This window comes from Gimesia sp., assembly GCF_040219335.1.
GTDB lineage: Bacteria > Planctomycetota > Planctomycetia > Planctomycetales > Planctomycetaceae > Gimesia.
In genome coordinates, this window is record NZ_JAVJSQ010000015.1 from 267282 (window position 1) to 286484 (window position 19203).

15 protein-coding genes are annotated in these 19203 nt (G+C 52.5%); 6 read left to right on the plus strand and 9 right to left on the minus strand.

Going from position 1 to position 19203, the window contains the following annotated elements; all coding sequences use genetic code 11:
- Window positions 1-12: 12 nt before the first annotated feature.
- The gene (gene ppk2 / locus RID21_RS13825) at window positions 13-930 is read right to left on the minus strand and encodes a polyphosphate kinase 2 (protein WP_350189754.1); all 918 of its coding nucleotides are present in this window, start codon (window positions 928-930) and stop codon (window positions 13-15) included.
- Window positions 931-1332: 402 nt separating this feature from the next.
- Here ppk2 and RID21_RS13830 point away from each other — a divergent pair, with 402 nt between their 5' ends.
- On the plus strand, window positions 1333-2154 hold the full coding sequence (locus tag RID21_RS13830) for a hypothetical protein (RefSeq protein WP_350189756.1): 822 nt from the start codon (window positions 1333-1335) through the stop codon (window positions 2152-2154).
- 20 nt (window positions 2155-2174) lie between these two features.
- Here the strand turns inward: RID21_RS13830 and RID21_RS13835 are convergent, their stop codons facing one another.
- The 4 genes from RID21_RS13835 to RID21_RS13850 all read right to left on the minus strand — a co-directional run bounded on the left by RID21_RS13835 (window position 2175) and on the right by RID21_RS13850 (window position 7068).
- The gene (locus RID21_RS13835) at window positions 2175-2852 is read right to left on the minus strand and encodes a dual specificity protein phosphatase family protein (protein WP_350189758.1); all 678 of its coding nucleotides are present in this window, start codon (window positions 2850-2852) and stop codon (window positions 2175-2177) included.
- A gap of 116 nt (window positions 2853-2968) precedes the next feature.
- A complete protein-coding gene (gene tatC, locus RID21_RS13840; protein ID WP_350189760.1) occupies window positions 2969-3913 on the minus strand; it encodes a twin-arginine translocase subunit TatC in 945 nt (314 codons plus the stop codon).
- A gap of 289 nt (window positions 3914-4202) precedes the next feature.
- Complete coding sequence (locus tag RID21_RS13845) at window positions 4203-5996, minus strand: zinc ribbon domain-containing protein (RefSeq protein ID WP_350189762.1); 1794 nt, start codon at window positions 5994-5996, stop codon at window positions 4203-4205.
- Between the two features lie 208 nt (window positions 5997-6204).
- Entirely contained in the window at window positions 6205-7068 is an 864-nt protein-coding gene (locus RID21_RS13850) for a tetratricopeptide repeat protein (RefSeq protein WP_350189764.1), read from the minus strand.
- A gap of 539 nt (window positions 7069-7607) precedes the next feature.
- On the opposite strand from RID21_RS13850, the gene groES reads away from it, so the two are divergent.
- From groES to RID21_RS13870, 4 genes are all read left to right on the plus strand, one after another.
- Window positions 7608-7925 (plus strand): co-chaperone GroES, encoded by a 318-nt coding sequence (gene groES / locus RID21_RS13855; protein WP_145036124.1) that lies wholly within the window; start codon window positions 7608-7610, stop codon window positions 7923-7925.
- A gap of 98 nt (window positions 7926-8023) precedes the next feature.
- Window positions 8024-9625 carry a chaperonin GroEL gene (gene groL, locus RID21_RS13860; RefSeq protein ID WP_350189766.1) on the plus strand — a complete coding sequence of 534 codons (1602 nt, stop codon included), beginning with the start codon at window positions 8024-8026 and terminating at the stop codon, window positions 9623-9625.
- Between the two features lie 269 nt (window positions 9626-9894).
- Window positions 9895-11151, plus strand: coding sequence for an argininosuccinate synthase (locus RID21_RS13865; RefSeq protein WP_350189768.1), 1257 nt, complete (start codon window positions 9895-9897; stop codon window positions 11149-11151).
- 117 nt (window positions 11152-11268) lie between these two features.
- The gene (locus tag RID21_RS13870; protein WP_145036131.1) at window positions 11269-11964 is read left to right on the plus strand and encodes a metallophosphoesterase family protein; all 696 of its coding nucleotides are present in this window, start codon (window positions 11269-11271) and stop codon (window positions 11962-11964) included.
- A 27-nt stretch (window positions 11965-11991) separates the two neighbouring features.
- Here RID21_RS13870 and RID21_RS13875 read toward each other — a convergent pair whose 3' ends face one another.
- Window positions 11992-13410: an aldehyde dehydrogenase family protein gene (locus RID21_RS13875; protein ID WP_350189770.1), complete on the minus strand. Its 1419-nt coding sequence runs from the start codon at window positions 13408-13410 to the stop codon at window positions 11992-11994.
- A 344-nt stretch (window positions 13411-13754) separates the two neighbouring features.
- On the opposite strand from RID21_RS13875, the gene RID21_RS13880 reads away from it, so the two are divergent.
- Window positions 13755-14186 (plus strand): hypothetical protein, encoded by a 432-nt coding sequence (locus RID21_RS13880; protein WP_350189772.1) that lies wholly within the window; start codon window positions 13755-13757, stop codon window positions 14184-14186.
- 24 nt (window positions 14187-14210) lie between these two features.
- On the opposite strand, the gene rlmN is transcribed toward RID21_RS13880, so the two are convergent.
- The 3 genes from rlmN to RID21_RS13895 all read right to left on the minus strand — a co-directional run bounded on the left by rlmN (window position 14211) and on the right by RID21_RS13895 (window position 18948).
- Window positions 14211-15317, minus strand: coding sequence for a dual-specificity RNA methyltransferase RlmN (gene rlmN / locus RID21_RS13885; protein WP_350189774.1), 1107 nt, complete (start codon window positions 15315-15317; stop codon window positions 14211-14213).
- A gap of 205 nt (window positions 15318-15522) precedes the next feature.
- Window positions 15523-17439 (minus strand): hypothetical protein, encoded by a 1917-nt coding sequence (locus RID21_RS13890; RefSeq protein ID WP_350189776.1) that lies wholly within the window; start codon window positions 17437-17439, stop codon window positions 15523-15525.
- A gap of 309 nt (window positions 17440-17748) precedes the next feature.
- Window positions 17749-18948: a DegT/DnrJ/EryC1/StrS family aminotransferase gene (locus RID21_RS13895; RefSeq protein WP_350189778.1), complete on the minus strand. Its 1200-nt coding sequence runs from the start codon at window positions 18946-18948 to the stop codon at window positions 17749-17751.
- Window positions 18949-19203: the final 255 nt, after the last annotated feature.

Sequence of the window (19203 nt, forward strand, 5' to 3'; positions counted from 1 at the left end):
GATCAAAGCAGTCTACCACTCACTGGTGTCGTAGATGACTTCCTTGGACCCAATGATGGCAGAATCGAAGGCCGACACCAGGCTTTCATCCTTGTGTGGATAGTTAATCGCGTTCAGCACATAACGAATGCAGTTCAGCCGGGCGCGCTTTTTGTCGTCGGAACGAATGACAGTCCACGGACAGGCTTTGGTATCCGTCGCCATGAACATCGCATTCTGGGCATTGGTGTATTCGTCCCACATGCCCAGGCTCTTGACATCGATAGGGCTGAGTTTCCACTGCTTCAGTAGATCGGTTTCTCGTGACTTGAAACGGCGGTACTGTTCCTCGCGGCTCACAGAGAACCAGAGCTTGAACAGGTGAATGCCCGAATTCACCAGCATGTTTTCCAGCTGTGGCGCCTCACGGAGAAAGGTATGGTGCTCGGTAGGGCGGCAAAACCCCATCACCGGTTCGACGACGCCCCGGTTGTACCAGGAACGATCAAAGAAGACGATTTCTCCCTCAGTGGGTAAATGCTCGATGTACCGCTGGAAATACCATTGGCCTTGCTGGGTATCGCTCGGTTTGGGCAAAGCGACAACCCGGGCACCTCGGGGATTGAGGTGTTCGGTGAAACGTTTGATCGTGCCCCCCTTGCCGGCGGCATCCCGTCCTTCAAACAGTAACACAATCCGTTCGCCATTCAGTTCGACCCAGCGCTGCAGTTTTAACAGTTCAATCTGCAGCGGCACTAACAGTTCTTCGTATTCCGGTCGTTTTAGTTTCTGGCGATAGGGGTATTTCTCGCAGAGGATATCCCGTTTATGCGCTGCTTTTACCTTGTTCCGGATTTCTTCCGGTACGACATCCTGGGGAAGTTTCCGATGCCAGGTGACCGGCATGAGCGCCGCTTCCTGTTCCTGTTTGTCTGTTTTGGACGAGCCCATGCTGATTCCTGTTCTGCTGAAGTGATACCGGCTGTGGAGAGATGAACAGTAAACTTTATTATGAAGATCCTGTGAGAAAAGTGGAACCGGATTTCGGGTCGTGAGCCGGGTTTGAATTAAAAGGGACGTTGTTTGTTATGTAAGTCGCTTTTATTTATAGAGATAAGTGCTTCGGTGCTGCTGGTCGATTTGTGAAGTTGTCAAGACAGAACGGGGCCTATGATCGCCAACTTCCTCTTGCAGTAAAACGGGCTTTTTTTTACGCTCCCGCTCTCATCTCTCAATTCTTACCCGAAGTACATTCAAAAACACTCACTCTGAACAGACTGAAACCGTGCAGCTTTTCTGCTGCCGACGGTAGCACTCCGTCTCTCTGTTTCAAATCAGGAAAGTATATCTGATATGTGGAGACCACTTCTCATCACAGGCATTCTGGCTGTTGTGCAGCTTGCGGGAAGCAATACCGGTATCGCCCAGGAATTTCGCATCCGGACGACGGTGTATCACCATCAGCCGCAGATCGATCCGACAATCGTCTCGCGGAGTGTTTCCATCTTTCATGCAGAGAAGGTTTACGATCATGTCGACGGACTCGGAGAAGTCACCATTTTCGAGCCGGCCCGGAAACGTCTGATGATTCTGAACGAATCGCGGATGATTAAAACCGTGATCAACTTTGATGAAATCAAGAATGTGCTCAACGTCGCCCAGCATCAGACTCAGGAATACATTCACGATCAGCTCAAAGTCCAGGGAAGCCAGGGAAAGAAGATTGCCTCCGAACTGCAGTTCCAGCTGGAACCACAGTTCAATATTCAGTTCGAGAACAACAAAAATCTGCTGACTCTGGACAGCAAGCTGATTACCTACCGCGTGCAGTGCGTCACACCTGATCAACAGGACGCTGTGGAAACCTACCTGCGTTTTGCAGACTGGATGGCACGCCTGAATTACGTGCTGCACCCTTACACGCTGCATCCCACTTCACGGATTACGCTGAACGAAGAGCTGCGAAGCCGCAAGAAACTGCCCATCGAAGTGGAACTGCAGACTCGCATGGAAGACCCGCTTCACCTGCGTGCCGAGCATAAAATTCACTGGAAGCTGGACCACAAGGATCGTGGCCTGATCCATCACTGGGAAACCCTGCGTAAGAATAAAGATGTAAGCTCCATCACTCTGCAGGAATATCTCCGCAATCAGTTCGCGAATCTGCGGAAGTAATAGAGCTGATTTTCACAGCGTTACTTCCCAATCACAGGAATCTCGGCTGGCGGCTCATACCAGTCGACTTTCTGTTCGAGCCGTTTGGAAAGCTCTGCCAGATTCTGGTTCAGGTAATTGATGAGTGCCTGGTCTTTGTGTGGTTTCCAGTCATAGAGCAATAGTTCCCGATACGCTTCTTCAGGAGACTTTTTCTGGACCAGCATGCGATAAGCGGCGACAACACCACCGGTTCGCTGTGCACCAGCGGCACAGTGGACCAGAACCGGTTTACCCGCTTTTTCACAGCGCATGAGTTCAGCGACCGCTTCCGCGTAATCGTCAACATCACCTGTTCCGTCGCCAATCAGATGCAGCACCTGGTGGTCGATGTGTAATTTCTTCGCCGTTTCGACTTCGGTTTTCAGGAAAGGCTTCTGTAAGTCGCTGCCGTTGAGCGCGATGACCTTTTCGATTTTGTTTTCACGCAGCACAGGCTCAATCAGGTGACTGGAGATCTGGCCGCTACGGTAGATTTTGCCTGGTTCTACGACGCCAAAGCGTTTCGCTACCAGGCGGTCTTCCAGCAGACCCTCCCAGAGTAGTACTCCGCCACCGATCAGTGCGCACACCAGAAGGGAGAATTTAATCAGTTTATGCCGCCGGACTGGTTTTTCGGTGGTTTGCACAGCTGCATCCTGCTCAGTGCTGGTACTCATGGTCTTCCTCATTGATTCGAGTACGGTATCGCGTTTTTCGGGGAATCCTCACCCCGGGCTGAAAGCATTGTAGTCCAACCTCGCGCCGTCTGAACAGGGGAAAATCAGCCCCTGTTTCAGGGGGAATCTGGCGATTCAAAGGGGCTGGCGTTGGCGCTGGGGAAATATTTGCACATCGCGATTCCCAGTCCATAAAGCAGTAATAATGGCAGCATCATCAGCAGCATACTCATCGGATCCGCGGGGGTCATCAGCATCGAGATGATGGAAATCACGAGGATGGCCATCCGGGTTTTCTCGATGTAATCTTTGACCTCGAAGACGGAGATCCGTTCCAGGAAGAGCATAATCAGCGGTAACTGGAAGCTCAGACCGAACATCAGGGGGAGTGTAATCGCAAAGCTGATCCATTCCGAAAGCCGGATCTGCGGATTCACACCCAGGAGTTTATTGAACCCAAGCAGGAAGTTGAGCACAAACGGAAAGACCGCATAGAAACAGAACAGGGCACCACCGAGAAACAGAAAGATACTGATCGGGAGGTAGATATAGACATACTTGCGTTCATGAGGGTAGAGCCCCGCAGCCACAAACAGCCAGATCTGATAGATCACCCAGGGACTGGCCAATACCAGACCGGCGACAAAAGAAACCTTGAGGTAAATCGTGGTAAACGCTTCCTGAACTGCCAGTGTTACCGGCTCTGCCATCGTGTCTTCGATGTTGTTGATCCGGTGCTGATAGTCCTGGAGAATCTTCTGCAGTGCCTTGTTTTCAGCAGTGGGGTTCTCCTGGGCACTCAGGCTTGCGATCAGGTCTTCAATGCTTTTCTGCTGTTCTGGCGACTCTTCTTCGGGGAGCTTGTCCAGATTGTACTCTTTCAAAGCAGAGTCGATGGGAGCCCGCACCACTGCAACGATTTTATGTCCGATAAACAGGGCCAGGACCACACAGATCGCCAGTCCAATTAATGCCTTCCAGAGGTGGATTCGCAGGGCTTCGAGGTGATCTCCGAAGCTCATCGTCGATTCGTCAAATAGATCGTGAGACTGTGGTTTCATCAAACTATGTCATTCTGGAGTGACCAATGCCCGGCGGTACCACGATCAACAGCTTGACTGTAAGGTGAACGGCCATGGCATCGATGAGATGAGTGGGTATGGTTCAGAACAATTGGGATACTGTCACTGGCTCCCGGCAATCCAGCTCGCTTCAGGAACTGAATCAGGAGTACCCACTCTGGTTGCCCGCTGGATGAGCAGGAGGGAAGAGCGGTCAATACTGACTTTATTGTAAACAACCAGACAGGGCTGTCAACCAGCGACTACCGACTGAGGCCGATTTCCGTGATTATGGGACCGCTGGTTCGGCCGGTGCTGCATCAACTGCAGGGTCAGCAGGACCCTCACCAGCATCAACAGCGGCGGGTTCTGCGGCCGGATCTTCCGGGGCCTGAGCGTTCGCATTATTATTCAATTCAGTGAAGATCATGCTGACGGCATGATAGACGAGTCCAATTTGAGTGAGCGTACTGGCTATGAAAAACAGGGTCCAGAGCATCATCGTGCCACCGATTTCCTTGTCTTTCTTGGCATAGATCCAGCCCATGACATATGCGTAAATTGAGACAAAGAAACCCAGAATTGCAAATCCCAGCCCTTCTTTCTGCTTGATCTGGGCAAGCACATTGAACAGACAGCCGATCTGAGCGACCCCCATAATGATGAGCAGAACACGCAACAGAAGCAGGGGCATGAGGGGAATCAGGAAGAACATCGCAATCCCGACCACCACACCGATCCCGATTCCGACCAGCGAAAGCTGCCAGCGGGGAGTCGGGGGGCCCGTTTTCTCCCGTTCGGCTTTCGAAACGTATTTGACTTCTTCGAGCTTGGTGATCAGTTGTAAATCCGGTTTGCAATGGACGGCCAGCAAGCCATTCACCCGGGCATTGTAAATCAGAGTCGGGGCATAAAACGCACAGGCGAACAGCCAGAGAATCGAAGGCAAGATCAGCACTTTGGGCTGCAATTCAACTGGCTTTTTGCCAACCATGGGGCCTTCGACAAAATCTTCGATCTTGTTTTCATCGGCCCATTCTTTGGCGTCATTATCGGCAGCGACGGCCGAGTTATAGCGGACGTTTGAGAAAAATGTATCCAGGTCACTACCGGAAATGGCTCCGATGGCCGCCAGACAACCGAGGGCCGGCAATGTTGTGACAAAGAAGACAAAGCACCAGAACAAGGCTGGTTTCGCGAGAGTTAAAAACACTCTGCCCAGTTTATGAACCAGCCAGCCCGGTGTGGAATCGGCCACAGTCATATGAGGCATCGCCAGGGGAAACATCAGAAATGTCGGTATGAATCCAACGGCAATCAACGCGGCACCGATGGGAATCGATCCGTTAGTGATATAGTAATAGCCGATGGTGCCAAACACGGCCTGTGCAGGCAAACTGAACAGTACGATCCAGAAAATGAACTTCATTCCCAGGGCCGAACAGAGGAAGAAGTCAAAGTTGATCCGTTTGAGTTTATCTTTCTTCTGCAAGGCGTAGCGAACGACTTCGGTCTGAATAAACCAGATCCAGCCTGGAACTGCCATAATGGAGACAAAGGCAATGAATCCCCAGAAAGCTCTCGGTGGAGTCCGATGGCACCAGAACATCATGAAGATGGCACAGAAGAAGAGTGTGCTGGCGATAAACGAATACAGAAAAGTTTTGGTTGCCAGCCCCTTATGATTTCCCAGAAACGTATAAGCATCGCCCCAGGATTTCGAGTAGAACTCTTCGATCGCCGGGCCTTTTCGTCTCCGTTTTTTACGGGTCTTTTCGCTCAGACGACCGGTGGTCAGGTTCACGCCACAGTTGGAGCATTCAATATCTTCTTCATCCGCATCGTGCCCGCAACGGGGACAGATCCGGGCTTCCTTGTCCTCAATCTTATCGATATCAAAACTGGCCAGAAAATCATCCGTGTCCGCTGACTTGCTGGCAGTGGCGGCCCGTTTCTTCCGCTTCTCGCCAGAGGGGACCTTAACCGGTGAGCCGCATCCTTTGCAGCGTACCCGCTTTCCAGCCGCTTCATCTTTGACAGGAAAGGTGGTATCACATTCTTTGCAATGAACCTTGATGGGCATGAATGACCTTCGAGATGTTGAGAGATATCGCTCGTAGTGAAACTGAGCAGAGTCCACCTGTTAAACAGCTCCAGCCAGGGACCGGGATGGGCAATGACAGGATGGACTTGCGCATTTTTCTAATTATCAACAGAGAGAGGGGCAGTTCGCAAGTGGACAGTCATGGAATTTCAGGGGCACTCGATTTCTTGCTGACAGATCTGACGGGTTAATTCAGCAAAGGATCATGCTGCTGGACGGCGAGTATTCGTTGTAATTCATGTAAACGGACGCACGCTTCTTGTTCCGCATTTCCCTGGCTGTTGCATTGGGAGAAACAGTTGATTGCCCGCTGCAGGCAACGCGCGGCGCGTTTCAGACGACCAGTTAACTGGAAAACTTCCGCCAGATGGACCAGGTCCTGTCCCAGGGCAGAATGGTTTTGCGTCTGTTGATGGAGTTGATATGCCTTACGCAGGTAGACGATAGCGCGGAGATGATTACCTTGTAAACCCTGTAGGATACCAAGGTTGCCCCAGTCGGCGGCCTGGGCATCCGCATCGCCGTCAAGTATCTCTCGGCTAAGTGAAATGTTCAGTAGTTGTTCGGCAAGCTGATACTCCTGCTGCAATATCGCGTCGTTGGCCCTGCCTGTCAGATCGCAGGCTGCATGCTCGGACAAATGATGAATTTCTGATTCGAGAGTCTGATGGTCAGCGGAGCGAAGATCCCCCCAGGCGATCGAATATTGCTGAAACTGGGCTGCGAGTTGCGAATACCCCAGTTCACGATAGGCGATCGCCAGGTTGTGGCAGGCGACTGAGCGAAGGGATTTTTCGTTACTCTGGTGTGCATAATCCAGGACCAGCGAGAATGGTTCAATCGCGTCAGCAGTCTGACCCGTCGACAGGAGAAATTCACCCAGTCCCAGCTGGCGTTGCCAGTCTGGTCCTTCAAATTCCTCTGCGTAAAAGAGTGCACGGGCCTGGCCGAACTTTCCCTGTGATGCCAGCTCACGTGCATGCAGGCTCAGGGTATTCAAGTTCAGGTAGGGACTGTTGTTGTCAGATGTAGAGGAATATGGCTCAGGCACGTCTCTCGGTCTCCTGTTATGGATCGTGATTGAAACAGAGAGAGAGTGTGCGAGGAGCTTGAATAAGAATGGAACGGTGTGAACCGCCGCTGATTTGAGAAGATCAGCCCCTGATTGAGAGCTCAGGGAAGTTATTGGGTTGGGTTTGTAGTGATAGTACCTATTTTAACATTTATGTCAATTTGAATTCCCTGGTTTTCTCTGAGATTATTCAGACTGCCTCAGGATCGGATGTCGTGGAGGATGAATGTACTCGCGCTGCCAATATGGCAGCGAATTTGAATTGTGCACGACTGTCCGGCAGCAAACCTGACATGCCTTGATTTCGTCGTGAATTCTTAAGTTCTTATATATTTATGTCTTATGGATTAATCTGTAAATAGGCACGGCGTTCGCATCTAGTCCGGGTACGCTAAGGTCTGCAGTCAGATCTCAGCTGAGAATGTGTTGTTGTGGTCTGGCTTACAGCCACCACAGATCATAAATCACCCCGATGTGAAGACATTTGAGTCGAAATCAAAGCAAACTAGGAGATCCCAATGGCGAAGAAGGCTGCCAAAGCAAGCAAAGGCGCCCGTATTGTCCCTCTTGGTGACAAAGTCGTTCTGAAAAGAGAAGTTGCCGAATCAACCACCGCAGGTGGGATTGTTTTACCAGACAGTGCCCAGAATAAACCACAGCGTGGTGAAGTGGTCGCCGTGGGAGATGGACACGTCAAATCTGACGGAACCAAGCTGCCATTGACGGTAAAAGAGGGCGACCGTGTCATTTTCAGCCCTTATGGCGGAGATGAAATCAAAATCGGCGGAGAAGAATACCTGCTGCTCCGCGAAAGTGACATTCTGGCAACTTACTAGGCTGTCATTGTTGTATTACCGGATCATCGCTCCCCGATCGGGTGCAGCGATGACTCTTCCCTTCATATTTCATACTGCGTACATGGAGATATAGTGAAATGGCAAAGATGATTGCCTTTGATCAGGAAGCTCAGGAAGCGATGCGACGCGGCATCAGCAAGCTGGCAAAAGCCGTTCGTGTCACTCTGGGGCCGAAAGGTCGTAACGTCATTCTCGAGAAAAGCTTTGGTTCTCCGACTGTAACCAAAGACGGTGTATCTGTGGCCCGCGAAATCGAACTGTCTGACAAGTTCGAAGACATGGGAGCCCGCATGGTGCGTGAAGTTGCCAGCAAAACATCTGACATTGCCGGTGACGGAACCACAACCGCGACCATCATGGCTGAAGCGATCTACAACGAAGGCTTGAAGTCTGTTGTAGCCGGCGTCAGCCCGATTGCCATGAAGCGTGGCATGGATAAGGCTGTCGAAGACATCGTGGACAAACTTCACAAGATGTCTATCGAGTGCAAAAACAAAAAGGCCATCTCGCAGGTTGGTAAAGTCGCTTCTAACGGCGATGAAGAAATCGGCAAGATCCTGGCTGATGCCATGGAACAGGTCGGTAAAGATGGTGTGATCACCGTTGAAGAAGGCCAGAGCCTGCACACCAGCTTCGAAGTCGTCGAAGGGATGCAGTTCGATCGTGGTTACCTCTCACCTTACTTCGTGACCGATCCTCAGAGCATGTCTTGCGAACTGGAAGACTGCTACGTGCTGGTACACGAAAAGAAGATTTCCAACATCAAGGACCTGGTTCCTGTTCTGGAAAAAGTGGTTAACGCCGGCAAGCCGCTGCTGATCATCGCTGAAGACATCGAAGGCGAAGCGCTTTCGACTCTCGTGATCAACAAGCTGCGTGGTACCTTCCGCTGCAGTGCAGTCAAAGCTCCCGGTTACGGTGACCGTCGTAAAGCCATGCTGCAGGATATCGCCATCATGGTTGGTGGTCAGGCAATCTTCGAAGACCTCGGTATTCAGCTGGAAAACCTGCAGCTGTCTGACCTGGGCGTCGCCAAGAAAGTGACCGTCGATAAAGACAATACCACCATCATCGAAGGTGGCGGAAAGCCAGGCGAAATTAAAGCCCGTATCGACCAGATCCGTCGCGAACTGGAAAACTCCACCAGCGACTACGACAAAGAAAAACTGGAAGAACGGATTGCCAAGCTGTCCGGTGGTGTTGCCCAGATCAACGTGGGGGCCGCTACAGAAAGCGAAATGAAAGAAAAGAAAGCACGCGTCGAAGACGCGCTGCACGCCGTACGGGCTGCTGTTGCTGAAGGGATCCTTCCCGGCGGTGGCGTTGCTCTGCTGCGAAGCTCTGCTGCCTGCAAGCCGACCGGTCTTTCTCAGGAAGAAAAAGTAGGTTACGAAATCATTCTGCGTGCCTGCCGTGCACCACTGACTTCGATCGCCAACAATGCCGGCGACGATGGCAGCGTGGTTTGCGAAAAGGTTTCGGAACTGGAAGGCAACATGGGCTACAATGCCGCGACTTCCAAGTACGAAGATCTGGTCAAAACCGGGATCATTGACCCGACCCGCGTGACCCGGTCCGCTCTGCAGAATTCCGCCAGTGTTTCAACCCTGCTGCTGACCAGCGATGCTCTGATCGCTGAAAAAGGCAAGGATGACCATGGCGACGACGACCTGCACTAAACGCAGGTTACGTCCCGTTTTTTAATAGATGCGAAAGCACCCGACAGTCATTCTGTCGGGTGCTTTTATCATATCTGTCGCGTCTGTGATGGCTGAACGGTTGTGGAAGGCATCCGGCTTTCAGGCAGCAGTTTTCGTATTTTGCGGCTCAGAATGTTAGAATGTGCGCATTGCGGATGCGTTTCGATCATAGTACCATTTGCATCGTTCGCAGATTCCGTCGAATTCGTTTCTTTACTCCTTCATTTCCAGAAGATTGGTAGAATTTCGTGGCAAGAGAAAAAGTAGTTCTGGCATACAGTGGTGGTCTGGATACTTCCGTCGCCGTTAAGTGGATCAATGAAAAATACGACATGGACGTGATCACTTATACCTGTGATCTCGGTCAGGGTCGCGATGTGGACGGAGTCAAGGAAAAGGCGATCAAAACCGGTGCTGTTGAAGCCGTAGTCGAAGACGTGAGAAACATGTTTGTCGACTTCTTCGTCTGGCCTTCATTGATGGCTGGTACCATGTACGAAGGTAAGTACCCTCTGGCGACTGCTCTGGGGCGTCCGCTGATCGCACACCGGATGGTGGAAGTCGCGAAAGAACACGGAGCGACCGCTGTCGCGCATGGCTGTACCGGTAAAGGTAATGACCAGGTCCGCTTCGATGTCTCCTTCCAGACCCTGGCACCACAGCTGAAAATCATTGCCCCCGTTCGCGAGTGGAAATGGACGCGAACCGAAGAACTGCAGTACGCCAAAGAACATGGAATCGAAGTTGAAGCCACCAAGGAAAGCATCTTCAGTATCGATCAGAACCTCTGGGGACGTTCGGTCGAGGCAGGCATCCTGGAGGATCCGTGGGTGGCTCCGCCGAAAGAAGCTTACAAGTGGACCGCGTCTCCCAACGATGCTCCCGATCAACCAGTAGAACTGGAAATCGAATTCGAACAGGGACGTCCAATCGCCATCGATGGTAAGGAAATGGACGGTGCTGACCTGATCGCACACCTGAATAAAATTGGTGGCGAAAATGGTGTCGGTCGGATCGACCACGTTGAGAACCGTCTGGTCGGTATCAAGAGTCGTGAGATTTACGAAGCACCAGCTGCCGTTATACTGCATAATGCACACCGTGAACTGGAATACCTGACACTCAGTCGGCAGTCACTGCGATTCAAAACGTTCGTCAGCCAGACTTGCAGCGATATTATTTACGATGGTCTCTGGTACAGCTCTTTCCATCAGGACCTGATGGGATTTGTTGAAAAGAACCAGCGGTTTGTTTCCGGAACAGTGCGCGTCTCGCTGTATAAAGGAAATCACACCGTAACCGGTCTGAAGAGCGAACACAGCCTTTACAGTCCCGAACTGGCGACCTACGAAGAAGGCGACCAGTTCCCGCACGAGACTGCCTTGGGCTTCATTCGTATTCACGGACTGGCACAACAGACACAAGCCCGCCAGCAGTTGTTGAAGGGAGAACCGAGTTCGAAACCGACCCGGATTATGCCCCCCAGTCAATCCGATAAATCCTGATCACACCAACCGGTAAATTTCCGTGGTTCAGTTGCGCTGCTCTGACTGTTGCAGCTGACTCCGGAACCCGGTCCCCCAGGCTGTTTTCAGGTTGACTTCAAACAGGATAGTCGCGTGATGGATCAAACGACTCAGCAAGGACGTACGATTGCGATCGGTGACATTCACGGTTGTGATGTTGCGCTGGGAACGATTCTGTACCATCTGGAGCTCAAACGCGAAGATACCGTCGTCTGTCTGGGTGATGCTGTTGACCGTGGTCCGGGCACAAAGCATGTCATTGAAATGCTGCTGGATCTGAAGTCCACCTGTAAGCTCGTGATGCTCAAGGGGAATCACGAAGAGATGATGCTGGACGGACTCCATGGAGGACGCTGGGAGTCTACCTGGTTGCAGCATGGTGGAAAGGAAGCCCTGGATTCCTACGGGGGACGCTATGACCTCATCCCGGAGGAACACCGGATTTTCATGGCCACCGCTCTGGATTACTATGAAACGGACACCGACATTTTCGTGCATGCCACAGCTGTACCGGGAGTGCCGCTGGAAGATCTGACTCCACAGGAACTCCGCTGGGATCGACTCAAAGGGACCGAAGAGCCCGACCCTTCCGGACGACGGATTATCTGTGGGCATACAGCGCAAAAATCAGGGAAGCCGCTGGTCTTTGATGGCTGGGTCTGTCTTGATACAGCCGCCTATCGCGGCAACTATCTCACCGCGATTGACGTGAAGACAAATGAAATGTTTCAGGCCAAGCAGTCCGGAAAATACCGTGAAGGCAAAACCCTGGAACAGTATGTGGTGAAGTAGTCCGCATCGGGCAACGACTTGCGGGGGTCAGTCAGCGAGATGCATTACCACCATCTTTTCTTCGCTCATTTCATGAATCGCGTACTTGGGGCCTTCTTTACCGGTGCCGCTGTGTTTCAGACCACCGTAGGGCATTGCATCGGCCCGCCACTGACTGGACCAGTTGATGTGAATGTTACCGCTTTCGACCTGCCGGGCGAACTTCATGGCCCGATCAATATCCTGTGTAAAGATACCGGCCGACAGTCCGTAGGTGGTGTCATTGGCCAGCCGGACGGCCTCATCGATGTCATCAAAGTATGACAGAGCGACCGCGGGGCCAAAGATTTCGTCTTTAACGACCTGCATCTCCGGCGTAGTGTCGTCCAGAATGGTGGGGGCATAAATGGCTCCCTGTCGCTGGCCCCCGGTAATCAGGCGTGCTCCCTGGCTGACGGCTTCGTTGACCCACTGCTCAACCCGGCTGGCATCCGATTCCCGGACCATGGGGCCGATTTTGGTGCCTTCTTCAAGTTGATTACCGGTCTGCAGCACATCGACCTTGGATTTCAGTAGATCGACGAAATCTGTTTTGACTTTGGAAGAAGTCAGAATCCGCTGTGCCGAGATACAGACCTGGCCTGCATTGGCATAGCCGGCCATCGTAATCGCAGTCGCAGCTTTTTCCAGATCGGCATCGTCCATAATAACCACGGGACTGTTGCTGCCCAGTTCCATTGTCACACGTTTCATGCCGGCCATTTCACAGATTTTGGTTCCGACCTCGTAAGAACCTGTGAAGCTGATTTTGCGAATGCGGGTGTCGGTGCAGATGGCGCGGCCGATTTCTCCCCCGGGACCGGTGACGCAGGCGATCGCTTCGGGAGGCAGGCCGGCTTCGAGCAGGATCTCCGTCAGCTTCAGTGCAGAGAGTGGCGTGTCGCTGGCCGGTTTGATCAGGATCGCATTCCCCGCAGCAATGGCAGGGCCGACTTTGTGGCAGACCAGGTTCAGTGGGAAGTTGAACGGAGTAATCGCAGCCACGATGCCGCAGGGAACCCGCAGGGTGAATCCGAGTTTGTTTTTTCCGCCTGCGTTTCCTTCCAGTGGAATCATTTCGCCGGTCATGCGCCGGGCTTCTTCACCGGAGAGTCGAATCACCTCAGCACTGCGGCTGGCTTCGACCTGACCTTCTCCCAGGATCTTCCCGACTTCCAGGCTGATGGTGCGAGCCAGTTCGTCCTGATGTTCCAGCATCAGTTCCGCTGCTTTCTGCAGGATCACGCTACGTTCATAGGCCGTCATGGATTTCATGATCTGTGCCCCCCGCTCCAGCACACTTACGGCGCTCTGGATGTCCTCGCCGCTCCCCTGGGGTACTGTATCGATGACCGACTGATCAAAGGGGTTCGTCACATTGATTGACTGTTTAGTATCCTGCCACTGGCCAGCGCAAAACATTTTCATCTTGATCGAAACCTTCCGGAACGGAGTAACTCTAGGGAACAAACGCGTCCTTCAAATTCAGAATAGACGTGCGGCAGGAATCTGACAAGCCAGCGAAAGAACCGATTTTGGTTTTGCAGGGGGAATTTGACCTTAAGCTACTGTCAGCTAAGCGCTTAACGAGGCGTTTCGGTGCGGAAATCTGATCTTGGCAGGATACGGATATTCTGCTAAAAAACGGCCCACATTTCATGGGACAGTCTCGTCTCCGAATTCACTTCTCTCCAGTCCTCGGTACTGACTCTGTTTCGCGCCAGTGACGCACTCTCCCAACCTTCGAGACCTTTTATCAGACGGAAATGATCATGGCCAATCTACGATCTATGGCGCCGTGGATGACATGTATTGTCGTCACGCTGCTGCTGAATACGGGATGTGAAACCATGCCCGACTGGGACAATGGTATGGCGAGTGGCACACATCGAGCAGAAAAGCGGGTCAGTCAGGCAGAGCATCAGCGGATGTTATTCCTCACCGATCGTGATCCCGATGCGTTGAACTGGATCTTGAAGCATCGACTGCAATCCGGGATGTCGCGCGCCAGCGTAGAGAAAGAACTCGGTGAAGAAGGGGAATTCCAGGAATCCTCCAAATGGTTGAAGGCCACCGGTGGTTCATTCCGTACGACGGATGACGCGTACAAATGGGGACCGGATAAGACCGGTCGCAGCGTCTACCTGATGTTCCGGGACGACGTGCTGGTTAATTTCCATCCCGAAGATTTTAATCTGGATTAAGCCACTGATTCAGGTTCCTGAATTCTATTGAACCTGAACCATTTCCTTTTCTTTTTCCCGGTTCAGACGCAACTGGCCACAGGCGGCATCGATGTCATCCCCTTTACGCTTGCGGACAGTGACATTCACGCCCCCTTTCGCCAGCGTCATGAAGAAACGATCCACATCGGCCGTGGTAGGGCTCTGGTAGCCTGTCTCTTCAACACCGTTGGCCGGAATCAGGTTCACGTGTGCGTTGCGGTGTTTGAGTAGACCTGCCAACTCGCGGGCATGAGCCGGACTGTCGTTGACGCCGGACAGCAGGATGTACTCAAAGGTCACTCGTCTGCCCGTGGTGACGTAATAGTAATCGGTGGCATCCAGGATTTTCTGAATCCCGATTTTATTGTTCGTGGGAACGATCTGATCGCGGAGGACATCGTTGGGGGCGTGCAGGGAAACGGCGAGGATGTATGATTTGTTGACATCTGCCAGTTCCCGGATTTTTGCAGGAAGACCGACTGTAGAGACCGTAATCTTACGAGCGCCAATCCCCATGCCTCCCTTGTGATTTAAAGTATCCAGGGCAGGAATCAGTGCCGAGAGATTGGCCAGTGGCTCGCCGATTCCCATGACCACGATGTTGGAGATGCGTTCGTCTTCGTCAATCACGCGGTCCAGACGGAGAATCTGTTCCAGAATTTCGCCCATCGACAGATTCCGGGTCAGTCCCAGCAGTCCGCTGGCGCAGAAGACGCAACCCATCGCACAGCCGACCTGTGTACTGATACAAACGGTATTCCGCTTGGGCTCCCGCATCAGCACACATTCGACGTGGTGTCCGTCTTCCAGTTCCAGGAGTAGCTTTTCCGTGCGGTCCTTTGCGGTCTGCTGTTTGACGATCATGGTCGAAAACAGCCGGAAGTTCTCTTTCAGCAGTTCGCGAAACTTTTTGGAGATGTCGTGCATTTCGTCAAAATCGTTGACGCGTTTGGTAAAGATCCAGCGACGAATCTGGTCGGCACGATACGAAGACGAATCGTGATCAATGCACCACTGGGCAAGTTGTTCCCGGGTGAGATCGGTAATCAAGGGGAGTCGACCTGCTTCAACAGGAGAAGCGGTGGACGGAACATTTTCGGAAGAAAGCATGGTTTCTGGCTCAAGCGTGCGTTCGCGGTCGGACTGGACGCGGCGAATCGGTTTCGCAAATAATAAAAGTCGCGATTTGCACCGGCACCGGAAAAGCAGGGCCGGGATACGTTGCTGTCATCATATCGGGGACCGGGGCAGATGACTACTATTTATCGGACCAGATTTCTAATTCTGACCTGGTCAGAACCCGTTTCTGCCGGTTTTACGGTACATTCGTCTCTTCAGGAGGGGCTGGAAAGCTGACTACCGTCCCTTTTTTCCCTTTCTGGACATCCTGCTCCTCCTCGAATGTGCCCGGATCAAAAGAGAGGGCCGGGATTGGCGGAGGAGACTGGGGGATGCCCAGCTCAGGTACATCCAGCGTCGGAAGTTTCGACTTCGTCTCGGCCTGGAGAGTCTGCTCAACGGTGGGCTGCTGCGGACGAGGCTCGTCCTGCGACAGCCGTGGTGCATCCATGGCTGGTTGTGGTTTCTGTCTGACAATGCGTCGCCCGTCGTCAACGATGGCTTTGTCATTGAAGGCGATCCGCTGACCCTGAATTTCTGCACCAACAATCCGGTAGTGCTGGCCGGGAGGTGCTTTGAGTGTGTTCAGAGAATTGCCGACGTCAATCTGTTTGCGGTCCTGTGGGTTTGAAGCCAGCATCAGTTCCAGACTGGACCCGTCCGGATACTTCAATCGCAGTTTAGGTTGCGCACTGGCCAGGCCTGAGTTCGCAAACGGATTTCCAAATTCGGCGACCCGTTCAAATCGGGCATGAACTTCGTTTTGCCCGGTGGCAATTCGGGGGCGGGAATAGGTTTTGTTTGCCATCACCAGCTCCGCCTGAGACATGTGCAGGTGCCAGTTGCCGGTGGAAGCGATGACGATATCGTCTGCTCCAAAATGGAGCTGCGGGTAGACGTAAAGTGAGGATTCAATCTGTGCAGTGGCAACCGGAGGCATTTTGTCTGCCCCCAGAAACATGGCACATTGAATCAACGTAGGGACGGGAACGGATTTCACGACCTTGGGCTGATTCAACTGGGCCATCATTTTCTGCTTATTATTTGTCTTGTAATAGAGCGAAAGCAGGGCGACCGAGCTTTGCCGGGTTTCCAGATCGACGTCCAGATTCCGCAGAATGGCCTCTTCCGCTTCATCGGCCTGCTGATGCTTCTGCAGGATCTGAGAACAGAGCAGGTTGGCTTCCCAGACTTCGCTGGAATAGGTTTGTGATTTCATCGCCATCTGTGCGGCACCCGGTTGCCCCAGGTAGTCGCGAATACTGGCCAGGTTGGCCGTACCCGAAGCCAGCATATCATCTCGCCGGAAATAGCCTTCTCCGATACTCGCCAGTTCGGTATAGGTCTGCGAGGCGGCGAACAGTTGCCCCTGGGCCTGCTGAGTACGGGCGACGTAATACCAGTAGGGAGGATAGTGGCTCATGAAGCGTTCCATACGTTTCAGAATCCGTAATCGCACGCGCGGGTTCTGCTCCTGCATGGCTTCATCCAGCGCATCGAGATCCACATCCCGAATCAGCCATTGATCCGGAATCTTTTTCTCCTGGGCCAGTTTCCAGAAGGTGTCCAGGAAGAGGGTCGATTTGGAGATCACCGTCTCCATACGCTGCTTATCGACTTTCCAGAGGTCGAGGTCTTTCTGCGCCTGGACGTTCCGATAGTCCCACCAGCTGTTGGCACCCGTGCGGACGGCACTGCCAAACTGCAGTGTGAGTACATCGGTCGTGAGTGCCAGCGCGTTGATGGCCACTTTCTGGCGAGCCTGGTAATTATGTTTGTTCTTGAAGTATTCCCGTTCCTGGTCCGCGATCTCGACCTGTGCGATTTCATCGAGTACTGATGAGTAGAGTTTGATGACTTTCTCATCACCGATGCCGTTGAGGTTCAGGTTGTTGAGGATCTTTTCCCGTTCCTCATACATCACCTCTTTCGAGCCGGTTTTCCTGATGCGGTAGAACGCGGCGCGACAGTAGTTGAGCGCAATGGCGGTTTTGCTGGCCGTGGAATCAGGTTCCCCTGGTGTTTCTGCTGCATGTGAGGAGTCCGAAACGGAAACGCAGAACACAAAAGCCAGTATGATCAGAATTATCGGTTTTTGAAAAAGAGTCGGCATGGGCTCTCCTTAACTGCCGATCAACGTCATTATTTTGGCAGGAATTGGGATTGGTTTTTGGATGCTTTGCACATCGATGCAGGAAATTAATTTCATCACTCTAAGCTTACCCTACGAAAGCTAGTCGTGTGGGCGCGTCCTGAATTTTTGTAGGTTTTTCGCCGCTGCAAAATGGAGTCAGGTCCGGTTGAGTAAACTGGGATAACTTTGGTGTGTGGCTGTCTCTGGAGCCTCTGCCGGGCAAAAAAAATCCCCTGACTGCTGGAGCAATCAGGGGATTTTGAAATTTCAGATTGTTGGGATTGCTGATTAAGCAACCTTTCTGACCTGTGATGTCTCTGAATAGAGGGTCGGGAAGTGAGGAGAAGAAAGCCGACCCAGGCTTTCCGCAATTCCGCGAATCACAGTTTCCTGTTGAGTCGCTGTTAATTCAGAGAAAATAGGCAGAGCGAGGCATTCGCTGGTGATCAGTTCAGTGACAGGCAGGTCCCCTTCCTGGTATCCCAGATACTGGAAGCACTGTTGCAGATGCAGGGGACGTGGATAGTAGATCGCACAGCCAATCTGCTTTTCACGTAAGTCGTTCAGCACCTTGTCCCGCTGTCCGCCTTTGACACGGAGACTGTACTGATTGTAAACGTGACGACGGTCCGGCAGCACGGCAGGAGGTTCGATGCAATCCAGCAGCTGGTAGTGACGCAGCAGGGAATTGTACCGACGAGCATTTTCCTGTCGTTCGCTGGTCCACTGATCCAGATGTTTCAGTTTGACCCGCAGAACTGCTGCCTGCAGGGCATCCAGACGACTGTTGATGCCGACTTCAGCATGCTGGTAACCGCCCACGTCTCCGTGAACCCGGAGGCGACGGATTCGGGTAGCGAGATCCGGATCATCAGTGGTAACCAGTCCACCATCTCCGGCTCCCCCGAGATTCTTGGTTGGGAAGAAGCTGAAGCAGCCTACGGTTCCCAGGACACCAGCACGCCGGCCCCGGTATTCAGCGCCAATTGCCTGGGCTGCGTCTTCGATGACGGGAATCCCATTCCGGACGGCATTACGCCAGATGGGTTCCATGTCGGCACATTGTCCAAAAATATGGACAGGCATAATGGCTTTGGTGCGTTCGGTAATCTTTTCTTCGATGGACTCAGGGCACAGATTGAAGCTCACGGGGTCGATATCGGCAAATACCGGAGTCGCACCCACGCGGGCAATCGAGCTGCCTGTTGCAAAGAAGGTAAACGGGCTGGTAATGACTTCATCGCCGGGACCGATTTCCAGGGCCATCAGGGCCAGCAGGAGGGCATCGGTGCCTGAAGCAACTCCGATGGCATTCCGGGAGTCGCAATATTCGGCAATATCACACTCAAATTCAGCGACTTCATCGCCGAGAACGAAAGACTGATTTTCAAACACATTCAGGACGGCATCCTGAACCTCAGTCTTGATTCTCTGATACTGTTCGACGAGATTGATAAAGGGGACAGGTGTGGGGGTGTTGTTTGTCATTCAGCGACTCCATTCGCTATGGAAAACCGGGGAGTTCCGTGCTCAAAAACAGGTAAGTTTGGATGTTTTGAGAGATTTGATGCGGCTTAATTTCGAGTAAGTCGCAGAGATTTCGATCAAACTGAGCGGTCTCCATCCTGGATTACTCAAGGGCGAATCGAAATTTCGTGCGTAGATTATGTCGAGAACCAGATTCTGTCAATATGTGTCAATCCGAAAAAACGCAGGACTCAGGCTGGTCTCTGGAGAAAGAGT

What these genes read in the sequence shown, in the direction of transcription:
- ppk2 (WP_350189754.1), bottom strand. Translation starts at nt 930, where the DNA reads ATGGGCTCGTCCAAAACAGACAAACAGGAACAGGAAGCGGCGCTCATG.
- rlmN (WP_350189774.1), bottom strand. Translation starts at nt 15,317, where the DNA reads ATGCTTTCTTCCGAAAATGTTCCGTCCACCGCTTCTCCTGTTGAAGCA.
- RID21_RS13875 (WP_350189770.1), bottom strand. Translation starts at nt 13,410, where the DNA reads ATGAAAATGTTTTGCGCTGGCCAGTGGCAGGATACTAAACAGTCAATC.
- RID21_RS13880 (WP_350189772.1), top strand. Translation starts at nt 13,755, where the DNA reads ATGGCCAATCTACGATCTATGGCGCCGTGGATGACATGTATTGTCGTC.
- RID21_RS13895 (WP_350189778.1), bottom strand. Translation starts at nt 18,948, where the DNA reads ATGACAAACAACACCCCCACACCTGTCCCCTTTATCAATCTCGTCGAA.
- groES (WP_145036124.1), top strand. Translation starts at nt 7,608, where the DNA reads ATGGCGAAGAAGGCTGCCAAAGCAAGCAAAGGCGCCCGTATTGTCCCT.
- RID21_RS13835 (WP_350189758.1), bottom strand. Translation starts at nt 2,852, where the DNA reads ATGAGTACCAGCACTGAGCAGGATGCAGCTGTGCAAACCACCGAAAAA.
- RID21_RS13830 (WP_350189756.1), top strand. Translation starts at nt 1,333, where the DNA reads ATGTGGAGACCACTTCTCATCACAGGCATTCTGGCTGTTGTGCAGCTT.
- RID21_RS13890 (WP_350189776.1), bottom strand. Translation starts at nt 17,439, where the DNA reads ATGCCGACTCTTTTTCAAAAACCGATAATTCTGATCATACTGGCTTTT.
- RID21_RS13845 (WP_350189762.1), bottom strand. Translation starts at nt 5,996, where the DNA reads ATGCCCATCAAGGTTCATTGCAAAGAATGTGATACCACCTTTCCTGTC.
- RID21_RS13870 (WP_145036131.1), top strand. Translation starts at nt 11,269, where the DNA reads ATGGATCAAACGACTCAGCAAGGACGTACGATTGCGATCGGTGACATT.
- tatC (WP_350189760.1), bottom strand. Translation starts at nt 3,913, where the DNA reads ATGAAACCACAGTCTCACGATCTATTTGACGAATCGACGATGAGCTTC.
- groL (WP_350189766.1), top strand. Translation starts at nt 8,024, where the DNA reads ATGGCAAAGATGATTGCCTTTGATCAGGAAGCTCAGGAAGCGATGCGA.